The sequence below is a fragment of the Melioribacteraceae bacterium genome, assembly GCA_019638015.1.
Taxonomy (GTDB): domain Bacteria; phylum Bacteroidota; class Ignavibacteria; order Ignavibacteriales; family Melioribacteraceae; genus JAHBUP01.
Window position 1 is genome coordinate 1,210,019 of sequence record JAHBUP010000001.1, and the last position, 16,217, is coordinate 1,226,235.

At 33.9% G+C, this 16,217-nt stretch carries 14 protein-coding genes; all 14 read left to right on the top strand.

The annotated features are described in order from the left end of the window. The first annotated feature begins 11 nt into the window (after positions 1–11). Positions 12–650 (top strand): YceI family protein, encoded by a 639-nt coding sequence (locus KF816_04810; GenBank protein MBX3007334.1) that lies wholly within the window; start codon positions 12–14, stop codon positions 648–650. An 81-nt stretch (positions 651–731) separates the two neighbouring features. Beyond that, positions 732–1,859, top strand: coding sequence for a hypothetical protein (locus tag KF816_04815; protein ID MBX3007335.1), 1,128 nt, complete (start codon positions 732–734; stop codon positions 1,857–1,859). Positions 1,860–1,885: 26 nt separating this feature from the next. After that, positions 1,886–2,545, top strand: a complete 660-nt coding sequence (locus KF816_04820) for a T9SS type A sorting domain-containing protein (GenBank protein MBX3007336.1) — start codon at positions 1,886–1,888, stop codon at positions 2,543–2,545. Between the two features lie 181 nt (positions 2,546–2,726). Then, positions 2,727–3,377, top strand: a complete 651-nt coding sequence (locus KF816_04825; GenBank protein ID MBX3007337.1) for a redox-sensing transcriptional repressor Rex — start codon at positions 2,727–2,729, stop codon at positions 3,375–3,377. Between the two features lie 121 nt (positions 3,378–3,498). Beyond that, the gene (locus KF816_04830) at positions 3,499–3,990 is read left to right on the top strand and encodes an NAD(P)H-dependent oxidoreductase subunit E (GenBank protein MBX3007338.1); all 492 of its coding nucleotides are present in this window, start codon (positions 3,499–3,501) and stop codon (positions 3,988–3,990) included. Then, positions 3,971–5,875 (top strand): 4Fe-4S binding protein, encoded by a 1,905-nt coding sequence (locus tag KF816_04835; protein ID MBX3007339.1) that lies wholly within the window; start codon positions 3,971–3,973, stop codon positions 5,873–5,875. Before KF816_04830 ends, KF816_04835 begins: the two co-directional genes overlap by 20 nt. A gap of 1 nt (position 5,876) precedes the next feature. Then, a complete protein-coding gene (locus KF816_04840) occupies positions 5,877–7,898 on the top strand; it encodes a [FeFe] hydrogenase, group A (protein MBX3007340.1) in 2,022 nt (673 codons plus the stop codon). A 24-nt stretch (positions 7,899–7,922) separates the two neighbouring features. Then, positions 7,923–9,689 carry a 4Fe-4S binding protein gene (locus tag KF816_04845; GenBank protein ID MBX3007341.1) on the top strand — a complete coding sequence of 589 codons (1,767 nt, stop codon included), beginning with the start codon at positions 7,923–7,925 and terminating at the stop codon, positions 9,687–9,689. Further along, positions 9,665–10,813 carry a SpoIIE family protein phosphatase gene (locus KF816_04850; GenBank protein MBX3007342.1) on the top strand — a complete coding sequence of 383 codons (1,149 nt, stop codon included), beginning with the start codon at positions 9,665–9,667 and terminating at the stop codon, positions 10,811–10,813. Before KF816_04845 ends, KF816_04850 begins: the two co-directional genes overlap by 25 nt. Before the next feature lie 286 nt (positions 10,814–11,099). Beyond that, complete coding sequence (locus tag KF816_04855) at positions 11,100–12,494, top strand: TolC family protein (protein MBX3007343.1); 1,395 nt, start codon at positions 11,100–11,102, stop codon at positions 12,492–12,494. Further along, on the top strand, positions 12,481–13,377 hold the full coding sequence (locus tag KF816_04860) for a PhnD/SsuA/transferrin family substrate-binding protein (GenBank protein ID MBX3007344.1): 897 nt from the start codon (positions 12,481–12,483) through the stop codon (positions 13,375–13,377). The genes KF816_04855 and KF816_04860 overlap by 14 nt, the downstream gene beginning before the upstream one ends. Positions 13,378–13,388: 11 nt before the next feature. Beyond that, positions 13,389–14,312, top strand: a complete 924-nt coding sequence (locus KF816_04865; GenBank protein ID MBX3007345.1) for a PhnD/SsuA/transferrin family substrate-binding protein — start codon at positions 13,389–13,391, stop codon at positions 14,310–14,312. Positions 14,313–14,334: 22 nt separating this feature from the next. Then, positions 14,335–15,261: a PhnD/SsuA/transferrin family substrate-binding protein gene (locus KF816_04870; protein MBX3007346.1), complete on the top strand. Its 927-nt coding sequence runs from the start codon at positions 14,335–14,337 to the stop codon at positions 15,259–15,261. A 19-nt stretch (positions 15,262–15,280) separates the two neighbouring features. Further along, on the top strand, positions 15,281–16,213 hold the full coding sequence (locus KF816_04875; GenBank protein MBX3007347.1) for a PhnD/SsuA/transferrin family substrate-binding protein: 933 nt from the start codon (positions 15,281–15,283) through the stop codon (positions 16,211–16,213). Positions 16,214–16,217: the final 4 nt, after the last annotated feature.

The window sequence follows — 16,217 nt, forward strand, 5'->3', positions numbered from 1 at the left end:
ATGGAGCTGTGATGAAGAAGTTAGTTAGAATTTCTTTTTTAGCACTAATAATCATCAACACAATACAAGCGCAATCATTTAAAACCGATATAAAAAATCCTTCAAAATTTATATTTAGTGATAAGATAGAAGGCAATCAAATAACATTTTCTAGTTCAACCCCATTAGAAGATTTCACCGGCTCAGCAAGTTCTATTTCGGGAGAGGTTTTTTTTAACCAAGCTGATTTTTCAAAATCGCTCAAAGGTACTTTTACAGTAAAAGTGAAATCGATCAACACAGGAATAGGATTACGAAACAAGCATCTTCAAAGTAAGGATTGGCTCAACGAACCAAAATTTCCCGATATCACTTTTGAGTTAAAATCAATAACAGATTTAAAACAAATTTCTGATAATAAACTATCCTTTAAAGCAATTGGCACTTTTACATTAAAAGGTAAACAAAAAGAGATAGCGGCTGATGTTGAATCGGTATTGCTTGCTGAAAATGAACAGACAAAAAAGAGAGCCGCTGGAGATTTGTTAGGTTTAACCGCAAAGTTTGTAATCAATCTTTCTGACTTTGGAGTGAATAATAATTTGGTGGGAAATAAAGTAGCCGAAAAAATTGATGTGAATGTGAATTTGATAGGTTCAAACAAGCTATAATCTATTAGATGGTCTCTTCTAATAGTAAGAGGGCAACTTGCATGGTTGAGGCCAACAATTCTAAATTAAGTTGAGGTAAGCATGAATAAATTGTTAACGATTTTATTTTTACTTTTATTACAAATCTCATCAAACATATATTCACTGCCACGATTTTCTCTCCGTTTAAATGATAACTGCGCACAATGTCATGTTAATCCATCCGGCGGGGGAATGAGGAATGAAGATGGAATAAATTTCGGTAAAAATGTAATTAGTATGATTTCCCCACGTGATAGCGAATTTTTAATGTCTCCTAAAATCTCTGAAAATATTTCGATAGGAATAGATTACAGATCCCAGTTCCTCTATTCGGGGGAAAGAAAAAGAGGTGATTTTCATGATATGAGTGGAAGCGCATATTTAAATATTAGTGCATCAGAAAAAATTGATATTAGCGCAAGGTATGATTTTGTTCAGGATATATGGGAAGCTTACGCGGTAGCAAAAATTCTTCCTAATAATAGTTATATAAAAGCGGGTTCCTTTATTCCTTATTTTGGAATTAGACACGATGACCACACAGCATATACTCGAGGAGGGGATTATGGGTTGTTATTTTCTCAAGGTACCATTCAAGGATTGATTTATAATCCTCTTTATGTGGAAACCGGAATTGAGATTGGCGCTAATTTGAGTGATAATGCTTTTTGGACGACAAGTGTGGGAAAAGCAAAATTCAACTCAATCTTTTCCTCTGATCCAACTTTCACAACCAGATTTGAATTTACACCATCAATCGATCTCTTAAATTTTTTAATTGGCGGGTCATTCGCATCAACAAAAACAAAAATATTTAATGATATCACTGGAGCTTTGAATGTGCTGTCAACAAAACTATATGGAGGTTTTGCTGGAATTGGATTTGATAGATTCTCATTAATGGGGGAATATGATTTAGCTGATGATTATTTGGGAAGCGGGGTAAAATCGAATGCGTTAATGGTTGAGGCGGCGTATCAAATATTGGTTGGTTTAGAGGCAGTAGTGAGATATGATAGGTTCGATCCCAATAGCAATTTGAATCACGATGCTTTCTCACACCTAATATTTGGTTTTGAATTTTTTCCCTATAGTTTTATTGAGTTAAGACCACAATTTCGAATTAACAAACATGAGACTAGAGGTGAAAGCAATTCTATAGTTATGCAGTTTCACTTTTGGTATTAATTTTAAAAACTTAACAAGGATAAGTTATGATTAAAAATATATACAAGCTGGTTCTGATAGCTGTAATCTTACATTCAATTGAAACCCAAGGAAGAGATTGGAGAACAAATCAATTGCCAAACGGAAGTAAATTCTCTTGTTCAAATTGTCATGTAAATCCTAATGGAGGAGGTACATTAAATAAATTTGGGGAGGAGGTAAGCAAGTTAGTTACTGTCGGAGGTACACAAAATTTTTGGTCTGCCACATTAGCCAAAATAGATTCGGATGGTGATGGAAAAACAAATGGTGAAGAATTGGGAGATCCCGAAGGACTTTGGAGAACCGGGCAGACTAATCCAGGAGTATTTGCCTCAATTACAAATCCGGGAAATCCAAATAGCGTTACTTCGGTGGAGCAAGTTGCCGGGTTACCAAGCGAATTTAAACTTGAGCAAAACTTTCCTAATCCATTTAATCCAGAAACAATAATTAATTATCAAGTAGCGGAAATTAGCAATGTCAAATTAACCATTTATGATTTGCTGGGAAAAGAAGTGTCAATTCTTGTGAATAAGGTGCAATCTCCAGGCTATTACAGCGCAAAATTTTCAGCTGACAATTCTCAAATATCTACTGGAATATTTATTTATCGACTGGAGGTAGATAAAGTTATCCTCACGAAAAAGATGATGTTAATCAAATAAAAATCCAATTTAGCAGAAATTTAGGGGCATCTTAATTGATGCCCTTTCTAAATTACCTACCGACCTTCTCGAAATTTCAAAAAAAAATTAAAAATATTAAAAATTATTTGTATGGATAAAATATTATCGATATATTTATATCGATAATAAAATAGCGATATGTAAAATGATTGAAAATGAGATTTTAATTGAAAAAGAAACCAAAATGATTCCGGAACCCACTTTACGAAGATTCCCTAAATATATTCATCTTCTTAAACGAATTAAAAAGGAATCGACCAATTATATATCAAGCACTACAATTGCCGAAGAATTGGGACTTGATTCAATTCAAGTTAGAAAGGATTTGGCGATTACGGGAGTAATTGGCAAGCCAAAACTGGGATTTGATATAGATGAGCTAATTGAAACTCTCACCCATATACTTAACTGGGATAATGTAACAGATGCATTTCTTGTAGGTGCCGGAAGTCTTGGCTCTGCAATCCTTGGCTATAAAAACTTTGGTGCATATGGATTAAATATAGTTGCCGCATTCGATAATGATCCATCTAAGATTGGTAATATGGTAAATGGAATTGAAGTCTTGCCAATTGAAAAATTGGGAGATATGATTGAACGGATGCATATAAATATTGGTGTTATCACTTCGACTCCAGAATCTGCGCAAAAAATTGCAGATACAATGGTGGATGCAGGCGTAACTGCAATCTGGAATTTTGCCCCCCGTCATCTAAAATTACCTTCACATATTATTGTCGAAAATGCTCAGCTTTCCTACTCGCTGGGTGTTCTCACGCATAAACTCGCTCAACAAATAAAAAGGGAATGATCCTTTTCTAAATTGAGTAAATTCTGAAAACTATTCAAATCAAAAAACACAGAGAAAATTAATATCCAAAACCAGCAATAATGGAGATGTTATGAGTACAAATACGACAAACGAATCGGTTATGGCAAGAAAATTTGAACAGGTATGCGAAATACTTGAACGTAACAATTATGATTCAAATAAGCTGATACCGATTCTTCAGCAAGTTCAGGAAGTTTATAGATACCTTCCCGAAAAAATACTAACATTTATTTCAACATCGCTTCGAATTCCTCCGGCCAAAGTTTATGGAGTGGCAACATTTTATTCTCACTTCGCGCTTGAGCCGAAGGGAAAATATGTGATAAAAGTGTGCGATGGAACCGCATGCCACGTTAAAAACAGTATTCCAATTGTTGAGGCTGTATTTAAGAAATTGGGTTTAAGTGAAACTAAACGAACTACAGACAATATGCTATTTACACTTGAAACAGTTTCATGCTTAGGTGCCTGTGGATTAGCCCCAGTGGTTGTGGTTAATGAGGACGTTCACTCATTAATGAATCCAGATAAAATGAATAAACTGATAGATGAACTGGTTAAGGAGGATCAATATGAAAACGCAACTTTTTAATCTAGCATCTATTAAAGATAAATATTTAGAACATACAAGTGTAATTAAGCGCAGAATAATTGTATGTGCCGGAACAGGATGTGTTGCTAACGGTTCGCTAAAAGTATTTGAAGAATTTAGATTACAATTAATTGCCAATAATTTAGCACACTTAATAGAAATAAAGTTTGAAGAAGAAAAGAAAGAGGCTATACTTATCTCAGGAAGCGGCTGTCAAGGATTCTGCCAGATGGGTCCCCTAATTACTATTGATCCTGATAATATTATGTATGTAAAAGTAAAAGTTGAGGATGTAAAAAATATAGTAGAAAAAACCCTTATCAATAATGAGGTTGTGGATGATCTTCTTTATTCCGATCCCACTAACAACCGGCATTGTTTAGGTGTTGATGATATTCCGTTTTATAAAAGGCAATCAAGATTTGTATTGCAAAAATGTGGTAAAATAAATCCAGAAGATATTAATGAATATATCTCCCTCGATGGATATGAGGCAGCGCGTCGAGCTTTTGTAGAAATGAGTGATAAGGATATATGTGATGAAATAATTTTCTCTGGTTTGCGCGGAAGAGGTGGTGGTGGATTTCCAACAGGTAAAAAATGGGATATTACAAGAATTGAAAAAGGAGAGAAAAAATTTGTGATTTGCAATGGAGATGAGGGAGATCCCGGTGCATTTATGGATAGAAGCATTATGGAAGGAAATCCTCATTCGGTAATTGAGGGGATGATGATTGCAGCTAAAGCTATTGGAGCAGATGAAGGATATATATATGTCCGTACTGAATATCCATTTGCCGTGAACAGATTAAAAACTGCAGTGAAACAAGCTGAATCGATGGGACTGCTTGGTACTAATATTTTTAACTCAGGAATTAACTTTAAAATACATGTGATGGAAGGGGCCGGAGCTTTTGTCTGCGGAGAGGAAACAGCTTTAATGGCTTCCATCATGGGACAGCGAGGAATGCCTAATCCGAAACCACCATTCCCTTCACAATGCGGTTTATTTGAAAAACCAACTATAATTAACAATGTTGAAACACTTAGTACGGTTCCTTTAATTATTAGAAAAGGAGCAAAACACTTTATAGAAATTGGAACAAAGAAATCTCCTGGAACAAAAACATTCGCACTAACGGGTCATGTTGCCAATACTGGATTAATAGAAGTCCCATTCGGTACAACTCTACGTGAAATTGTTTATAATATCGGCGGCGGAGTTACAAACGATGATGGAACTCTAAGCAATGATGGATTCAAAGCTGTACAAATTGGAGGACCATCAGGTGGGTGCTTAACGGAAGAACATCTCGATCTGCCGCTAGATTTCGATTCACTTATCAATATCGGTGCGATGGTTGGTTCTGGCGGACTTGTTGTAATGAATAAAAATACCTGTATGGTAAAAATGGCTCAATTCTTCATGCAGTTTACTCAAAATGAATCATGCGGTAAATGTGTACTTTGCCGAGAAGGTACTAAACAAATGCTCTCATTACTGAATGATATTATTGAAGGAAACGGTTCTCTAGAAACTCTTGAACTGCTCGAAGAGCTTGGTTCAGCTGTAAAAAAGGGAAGTCTATGCGGACTTGGAAAAACCGCACCAAATCCCGTTCTATCTTTAATGAATTATTTCCATGAAGAATATATGGCCCATGTTGTTCATAAAAGATGTCCTTCGAAACATTGTAAAGCATTATTAACTCCTCATATTGATGAGGAAAAATGTAAAGGATGCGGTGTCTGTATCAAAAAATGTCCAACAGGCGCAATCACAGGAAATAAAAAAGAAGTTCATATAATTAATGAAAGCTTATGTATTAAATGTATGGCATGTATTGATGCATGCAGATTAAATGCGGTTGAGGTAGGAGCCTAATATGAAAACGAAAACTTTAACAATTAATGGTAGAGAAGTTTCTTTTGGCGATGAAAGAAATCTATTAGAAGTAATTCGTAAAGCGAATATTGAAATCCCAACTTTTTGCTATCACTCAGAATTGAGTGTTTATGGGGCATGTAGAATGTGTGTTGTTGATATTGCCGGTAAGGGAATTACTACATCATGCACAATAAAACCTGAGGAGGGATTAAAAGTAAAAACTCATACTCAGGAAGTTAGAAATATCAGAAAAATTGCACTTGAATTATTATTAGCTAATCATGATAAACAATGCACTTCGTGTGTAAAAAGTTCGAGTTGTAAACTGCAGGATCTATCGAACAAACTTGGCGTTGATAAAGTACGTTTTAAAATGACCGAAGCGATCAAACCTCTTGATATATCTTCTGATGCACTGGTTCGCGATCCAAATAAATGCATACTTTGCGGTGATTGCGTTCGCGCTTGTTATGAAATTCAGGATATTGGTGCTATTGATTTTGCTCATCGTGGTTCTAAAGTAGATGTAGTTCCCGCATTCGGAAAAGAGCTCGCTCATGTGGAATGTGTTGACTGCGGCCAGTGTGCTCGTGTGTGCCCGACAGGAGCTATAACCCCAAAATATCAAACCAATGAAGTGTGGAATGCTATTGATGACCCTAAAAAAACTGTCGTTGTACAAATTGCCCCGGCTGTTCGCGTAGCAATCGGTGAATTATTTGGAATGAAGCCGGGCACCTTACTTATGGGACAAATAGTTTCCTCATTAAAAATGATCGGTTTCGATAAAGTTTTTGATACATCATTTGCCGCCGATTTAACAGTAATTGAAGAAGCAAACGAATTCATTTCAAGAAAAACTAGAAATGAAAATCTTCCCTTATTTACAAGCTGCTGTCCTGGCTGGGTTAAATATGCCGAACAATATCATCCAGAGTATTTAACTAATCTTTCAACATGTAAATCTCCTCAGCAGATGTTTGGGGCAGTTGCTAAAGAAATTTTACCCGATCAATTAGGAGTTAAAAAAGAAAATCTCGTAGTTGTGTCAATTATGCCCTGTACTGCAAAAAAAGTGGAAGCAAACAGAGATGAATTCTCTTCTAATGGTATTAAGGAAGTTGATTATGTTATTACAACTCAAGAATTAGCGTCGATGATAAAACAAGCGGGAATTAAATTTGAAGATTTAACTCCAGAATCACTCGATCTTCCGATGGGATTTAAAACCGGAGCTGGTGTAATATTCGGTAATAGCGGCGGTGTATCTGAAGCAGTTCTCCGTTATGCATCAGAAAAATTGACCGGTGTGAAATTATCTAACTTTGAATTCCATGAATTGAGAAATGATGAACCAATTCGGGAAGTAGAAGTGCATCTTAATGGTACTAAAGTTAAAATGGCAATTGTAAGCGGACTTAAAAACGCGAAATCTTTAATCAATAAAATTCAAAATGGGGAGATGCAATTTGATATTATTGAAGTGATGGCATGCCCGGGCGGTTGCATTGGAGGAGCAGGACAACCATATATATTTGATGAAAAAGTGAAAAAAGAGAGAACCCGTGGTTTATATGATTCGGATAAAACACTTCAATTGCATAAATCTCAGGATAATCCATACATACAGGATTTATATAAAAATTTATTGCTGGAGCCTAATTCACATGAGGCACACAAATTGCTCCATACAAGCTACAAAAATAGAAAACGTATTTTTGAAACAGAATTAAGCTTCATTGGAAGTTCAAATTCTCAGAAGGTAGAAATTAAAGTTTGTGTTGGTACTAATTGCTATCTGAAAAAATCTCAAAAATTGATGAGCTTATTATTTAAATATGTTGAAATGCATGGACTTGCAGAAAAAGTTGAAATTAGCGCTACCTTTTGTATGGAAAAATGTAGCGAAGGCCCAAACGTTATGATTGATGATCAGCATATCCCAAAATGCACTCTTGAAAAAGCTGTAATTGCATTAAACGAGCATATTGAGAAAAAGAGTTTGTTGAATTTTGTGTAACATAAAAATAGTACCGAAAAATAAATGCAACTGAACAATTCACAAATATTATTTACGAATAAAGCCCGGTGCCGCGATTGCTACAAATGCTTGCGGCACTGTCCTGTTAATGCTATTAAAATGGAGGGGGGACAAGCATTTGTTCAAATTGAAAGATGCATATTGTGCGGAACTTGTTTAAAAGAGTGCCCGCAAGGTGCAAAACAATTTCGACGTGATATTGAAGTGGTGAAGAAATTAATCGCCGAAAATGAAAATATAGCTGTGAGTATTGCACCCTCTTTTCCTGCTCTGTTCGAAGAATGGCAATGGAATAGAATTCCTTCACTACTCCGAAAACTCGGTTTTACGTTTATAACCGAAACTGCAGAAGCAGCCTATCACACGGCTGTAGAAACTGAACATTATTTCAGTAAAAAAAATAGTGGCATGTGTTTATCGACTGCATGCCCTTCGTTTGTAAATTATATTGAGAAGTACTCTTCTGAAAATGTAGACTCTCTCACTCCAATTGTATCCCCTATGATTGCACACGCCCGCCGCCTAAAAAGAAAATTAGGTTACGAGACTAAAATAGTTTTTATTGGTCCTTGCCTCGCTAAAAAAGCTGAGGCCGAGAGGGAGGAACACACCGGACTTATTGATGCTGTATTAACATTTACCGAGTTAGTAGAATGGATTGAAGAATTTCAAATAGACTTTAAATCATTTGAACCCTGTGAATTTGATGAATTAGTCAGCGGCTCATCCCGATTATTTTCACTTTCGGGTGGAATGGCAAAGACAGCATCTCTTGAAACGGATAACCTGAATTCTACAATTTATGCGATGAGCGGAATAGAGAGAATCGAAGACTCAATTCAATCATTTCAAAACACAAAATCAAAAATTTTAATTGAACCACTTATATGTGCTTCCGGATGTGTTAATGGACCCGGATTACCAAGAACTGAAAATATTTATTCTAGAAAAGATAAAGTAATCAGATATTCTAGATTGATGCAAAGTGATAATACAGGTGCATCAAATAATGTTGATTTGCGTACCGGATTCGATCATAGTTGTGGAATTAAGGATAATAATTTTACGGAAGCACAGTTAAGGCAGATTCTTGAGCAAACCGGTAAAACAAACGAAGAGGATCAATTAAATTGTGGTGCGTGCGGTTATATTTCCTGCATAGAAAACGCTAAAGCAATATTGATGAATATGGTGGAAATTGAATCATGCATACCTTATATGAGAAGATTAGCTGAACAACGTACCGATAAAATTATTGAATCATCTCCAAATGGAATTGTGATAATAAATAACCAGCTCGAAATTTTACATGTTAATCCCGCCTTTAAAAAGTTTTTTATGTGCACAAATTCTATAATCGGTAAAAGAATTTCTTACTTAATCGATCCGGAACCATTTGTAAAGGTGAAAGACTCGGAAACTAATATGGTTGAAATTACTCAACGGCATGATAGTTACGGAATTACATGTCATCAATTTATTTATAAAATGCCTGATGAGGATCAGTACATTGGAATTTTTGTGGATATAACTAAAAATATAACTGATGTTGAAAAGCTTGATACACTTCGCGAAGAAACTATTGGTAAAGCACAGGAATTACTTGAGCACCAAATTGAAATGGCTCAACAGCTCGCAAAATTACTGGGGGAAAATACCGCAAAAGGAGAATCACTGGTGGAAAATCTTCTGAAACTCACTCAAGATGAAAAAATGAAAAACCTTAACCGTAAAAAGAATTGGTTATGGGATACCTACACTTCGAAGTAATTACTGAACAGATTCCGAAGAGGTTAGGGAAGCCCAGCGGTGATGTAACAAGCACGGAAAGGGATAAAACTTCAACATATCATACTTTATGCGACGGGGTTGGATCGGGGGCAAAAGCAAATATAACTGCAACAATGTGTGTAGCGAGACTGGGTGAATTAATAAGAACCGGACTTTCAATAAGACAGGCATTTGCGAATATAGTCCATAGTATGGAGGATGCCAGAAAAAAAGATATGCCACTAGCTTTTTTTACGGTAGCCAGAATTTTACCAGATGGTGTGGCAACCATTCTTACTTACGAAATGCCAGAGGTAATTTTTATTTCTAAACGTTATGCAACAAGATTAAAAATACTTACTCAAACTTTTAATGATGCTGTAATTGGGGAAACAAATTGCATTCTTGAAAAAGGGGAGGGAATTTTACTCTTTAGTGATGGTATCTCACAAGCGGGGCTGGGTAAAGGTTTAGTGAATGGCTGGGGAATTGATGGGATAAATAAATTTGTTAATGATTCACTGCGCGCCGGATGTGATGTTAAAAAACTTCCTAAATTGATTATTGATGAAGCTAAAAAACTTTGGAAAAATGAACCCGGTGATGATTTATCAGTCAGTTTAATCCTTTGCCGTAAAGGAAAAATTATTAATCTGCTTACTGGTCCGCCGGTTGATCCTAAAAACGATGAATCAGTTGTAAAAAAATTTCTAAGTAATGAGGGATTAAAAATTGTATGTGGGGCTTCCACGGCAAAAATAGTAGCACGAGAATTGGGGAAAGAGTTTCAAATAAATCCCAATTTTAAGAGTGAAATTTCTCCCCCCGATTATGAGATTGAAGGAATTGATTTAGTTACAGAAGGAGCAGTAACACTAAATCAACTCTACAATATTTGGGATGAAGATACAAGCAAGTTGGAGAAAGATAGTCCCGTAACTATTTTATATTCACTTTTAAGCGTTGCGGACCGAGTCAATCTCTATTTGGGTAATTCTAAAAATCCAGCAAGTGAAGATATAAGCTTTGTTCAACAGGGAATATTGAAACGAGATAAAATAATTAAGCTTTTGGTAGAAAAGTTAATTGCCGAACAAAAACTTGTTCATATTGAAGCGTTATAAATGAGCTTTATCGAAAATTTATTTGAGTATTAGCCATCTCTTTTTATTTTAACAAACCTCCTAAGTTTTTTTCTTGTTCTAATTTTACAGTATCTAATCGTTTATTGATCAAACCTCAGTAATTATCATACAACATTCACCGCAAATTTCAATTAAAGAATTGTGTTTTAATCTCGATAGTAATAACTGAAATAATAATTTATTGAAATAATAAAAGACCAAAAGTCTAGTATTGCTAAATCTAGTTACTATAAAAGTGATCGACTAAATAAAAAAAGAAGGAATTATGAGGCATTATAAAATTTACCAAGTAATAATTTTAATGATTCTGATTACAACATTAATCTTTGCCCAGGAAAATAATTATTCAAATTTAACTTTGGAAAAATGCATTCAGATTGCGCTGGAGAAAAATAAGCAAAATGAAATCGCACAGAAGTTGATAAAGAAAAGTGAGGCACAGCTAAAACAAGCCGAATCAGCCAGAATGCCACAACTTGAAATTTCTTCCTCAGCGTACATTAATGATGAGGACATAAATTTTATTCAGCCGCCATTACAAGTGAAAATCCCCCCTATTGATTTATTGGGAATGACATTATCACTGGATAAAATCGATTTTCCATCACAATCATTTAAAATTGCGGACAATAAGAGTATTCTAACTGAAGCGGCATTAACTTATCCTTTATACACAGGTGGAAAAATAAATTCTATAATTGAACAGGCAAAAATTGGGTTAAAGATATCAAAGGATGATTTTCGGCTTTCAGAAAGAGAAATTAAATACAATGTTAAGAACACCTTTTATGCTGTAATCTTAGCACGAAATATTTCTAGAATTGCCGGTGATGCCTTGTTAAGATTTGAAGCAACATACAAGCTTACGGAAAGTTTATTTAATTCAGGTTCTGAGAAGGTTAATAAACTGGATTATCTAAAAAATAAAATGACACTAGAAGCTTTTAAGGGTATGAACTCTACCATTTTAAGCAACTACAAAACTGCCGTATCAGCGCTTAAATTTTATATGGGAATAGACCAGTCGGAGGAAATATCTATTAGTGAAGAAAATCCAACTTATGAAACCGGAGAGGCTGAAAAGTTTTTATCCAATGAATCTTTGAATGAGCTTAATATAAATAATCAGAAACTTGATAATGCGATAAAAGTTTATGAGAGTAAAGTTAATGAAGCTCAAAGCGAATACTATCCTTCAATCGCATTATTTGGAAATTTTAGAAGATGGGACAATTCCTATGATTATGCAAACTTCACGCCCGAAAATCAGAATATTTTTACAGTCGGTATTGGATTAAAATGGTCAGTTTTTAATGGATTTCGGACTGAAGGAAAAATTGAAGAGATGGAAGTTGAAGTATCCAGATTCAAATCGCAAAAGGCGCTATTAAATGAAGGCTTGAAAATGCAAAAGGAAAAACTTTTGAACGAACTTAAGGAAGCTAACGAGAAGGTTAATTTTGCTAAACTAGCCATGATGACAGCGATTGAGAACAGAGAATTAAATTTGAGAGCATATCAGAATGAGATGGCCTCTGTATCCGATTTCATTGAATCACAGTTGATTGAGGCAATTTTAAGTTCTCAACATGAAGCGGCCTTATATATGCAAGCATCAACAATTTTTAAAATTGAACAACTATTTGGTGATATTAGATAAAATGTTAAAAAATGGACTACTTATAATAATTATGGGGCTGTTCTTTATTGACGCATCAGTAGCTCAGAATATTCTTCCCGGAGAAAAAACGGTAAAATTGGTTTACTCTATAAATGCTATGAATGCAAATTCGGTTAGGGATGCAACTGCGGTAGCGCAAGTACTGGCCGCGCATATAAAGCGAAAGTATGCACAAAAAGAAAATATTGAGATAGTCGTTACCGCAAACAGAGAAGAACTTGTTCGACAATTAAAAGATGGATTCGAATTAACGGTGATTTCGACAGAAGAGTATCTGGAGTTACGAAAACAGTTTAATCTTATTCCTTCATTCACAAATCTATCAAATGGAAGAGTTGGTTTTAGATTTTTGCTTGTAGTTCATGTGGATGAGAAAATCACAAATATAAATGAATTGGCGGGCACAGATATTTATATCCAATCCCAGGAAAAGTCTGAAACCCAGGATATGCTCTTAAATAAGTTATTAAAAGAAGAAAAATTACCAAACTCAAAAAAATTTTTTAGAAATATTATAAAATCACCGGCAACTAACAATGTTGTTCTACCGGTGTTTTTTAAGAGAGCAAAAGCCGCATTAGTAACGGAAGAATCATTAAAAATACTCAGCGAAATAAATCCTCAAATTGAAAAAAAATTGAAAATAATATACAGGTCCCCCTCATTTTTATTAGGACTTTCATGTTTTAACGGGAATTCTAACTCACTAGAAATTAAAAAAGAATTATCTGAAATAATACTTAGCCTTCATTCAGACAGCTATGGGAAACAGTTATTAGATCTATTTGTCTCCGAGAAGCTTGTTCCGTACAAAGATGAATATTTGAATGAATATATTGAACTATTCGGGATTAAAAAATAATTACTGAATATATGATGAAAACCTCGAGAAAATATATAGCATTAATGGCACTGGTTTCAACAGTCTTTATATTGTTAATATCAAATATTCTTGCTCAAGAATCTAAGAAAAAGCAGATTACCCTTGGATTTTATTCAAGTATTGTGGAAGAGCAAAATGCAAATGAGTTAGTGGAGTCATTTAAAATATGGGGAGAGGCTATTCAGAAACACAGTCAAGATGAATCGTTTTCAAAAGCTACAATAAATTATAATATATACTTAACTCAAAAGGAATTTTATGATGCAATAAAAAGCCGCCAAGTTGAATTTGTAAATTTATCAAGTCTGGATTTTTATAATATGAAACTACAGAACATAGTTACTCCATTATTGGCTCCAAATAAAATGGCGTCTTCAAAGTATATCAGATATTTATTGATTTCTCACTCTAGCTCAACTGTTAACACTGTTTCCGATATTAAATCTGGCGAAATTATTGTCCCGAATTCATATTCATTAAATTTGATGAAAACTTGGATTAATGTTGAACTGAAAGAAAAACAGACAAAACCATTTAAAGGCAAAATTTCAATAACTGCCAAAAAACAAACTGAGAATGAAGCACTATATGGAGTGTTTTTTAAGAAAAACGAGTACTGTGTTGTTAACCATTCCACTTTTATGATAGCATGTGAACTTAATCCACAGTTAAAAAAAAGTCTTAAACTAATTGCAACTTCGCCAGATCTTATCAACAATTTCTTAGCCAATATAAAGGGAACCGATCCTGCAATAGTCGAAATTCTAGTACAAGAAGGAATTCAACTTCAAAAACATGTTTGGGGAAAACAATTACTTGATTTGATGCAGGCTGAATCGATGCACAAAATTAGTTTACAAGATATGTTTGAAACAGAAAAAATGATCATTAAATATAATTCTTTTTACAAGTAGGAATAAAAAATTGAACCTGTTTATGAACTATAATGAACACAATTTAAGAGGAAGAATTATTTATTTCACATTAGTTCTTTTCATTTTATCTGAAATGATCGCGGCTCAACCCAAACAATTAATTCTTAATTTCGGGTATTATACAAAAGATTTCAATAAAAGTAATATTACAGAAATTGATGAATCATTAAAAAGGTGGGCTGAAGTAATTAAAAAAAATACAAAAATTGAAATGCTTGTAAACTCGGTTATGAACAACCAGTTCTATACCACCATAGATGAAATGATAGACAAATTAAGTGATAATAAACTAGATTTTATAAATATCTCAGCCATAGATTATTATAAACATGATCTAAAAAATAAGATTGTCCCAATTCTCACTACGGCAAAAACGAAGGAAAGCAAGTATGAGAGATATTTACTGGTTACTCATATCAGCTCAGCAGTGAGTGATTTTACAAAAATGCCTAATTCTCAAATTGTTATTCCAAATTCATATTCATCAGGATTGGTAAAATTATGGCTTGAAGTAGAACTTAAAGAAAAGATGAAAAATAAAAAGTCGAAAATTGTTTTAGTAGAATCAAACAAGAACGAGAATGAAGCTTTGTTTTCAATATTTTTCAAGAAAACGGATTTTGCTGTTATACGGGAAGATTCTTACGATATAGCTTGCGAGTTAAACCCTCAAATAAAGAAAAACACTAAGATTATATCCAAATCAGCTCATTATATAAATGCTTTTTTTGCCCATAGAAAAAATTATGATCCTGAAATCACCGAAGAAATTGTAAAGGTTGGTATGAATATGGACAAAAGTGTTGAAGGAAAGCAAATACTAAATTTAATGTTAACCAACTGTATGCATCAAATTGAACTGAAAGATCTTCATGAGACAGAAAATCTGATAAAACAGCATAATAAATATTATAGATTAAAAAACTAAGAAATTTCATAAAACAATTATGAATACAATAAATAAAATAAATTATGTAAAACTCTTATTCGATATATTATTGATATGTATTGTTTTGGCGATTAGCAATTATCAATTGAATGCGCAGGCAAATCAATTAACTCTTAAGGTTGGATTTTATGATCCCAGCATTGATGATGGTGATATAACCGCGAGTCAGGAAACTATGAAGCTGTGGATAGATATGGTAAAGAAACAATCGAAACATAAATCAATTGCTAATGCAAATATTGTTACTGAGTTTTATAAAAATAAAAATGAATTATTTTCAGAATTACAGAATAATCAAATTGATTTTATCAGTTTAACTGTATGGGATTATTACAAATTTAATTTAGGAACAAAAGTTGTCCCAATGGTTACTTCTTCATTAAACATCAATACGAAATATGAAAGATATTACCTGGTAGCTCATAAAAATTCCAATCTAACGGGAATACAAGATGTTGCTAAAATGGAAGTGCAATTGCCAAATACCAATTCCATTGAGCTGATAAAAAACTGGATGGAAGTAGAATCCATCAATAAACTGGGTAAATCCAAAGCAAGTTCATTAAAAATTCTTGAAACAAAACAAACTGAGATTCAAATTCTTTTGAAAATGTTTTTTAACAAAAGCGGATTAGCGGTAATTAGAGAAGGGTTGTTTTTAACCGCTTGCGAAATGAATCCTCAGTTAAGGCAATCAATAGTCATTCTAGAAGAATCTCCGAAATTCATTAATTATTTTTTGGCTCAGCGAAAAGGTGTTGACCCGACTATACATTCTGAGATCGTTAAAGAATCAATAAAGCTTCCAGATACAGTTGAAGGGAGGCAAATCTTAAATATTATGAAAACCGAAAAAGTATTTAAAGTAATAGAAAGTGATTTTTATGAGGTAAAAAGTTTATTTAATTCTCACAATTCTATTTCAAACTAAATTA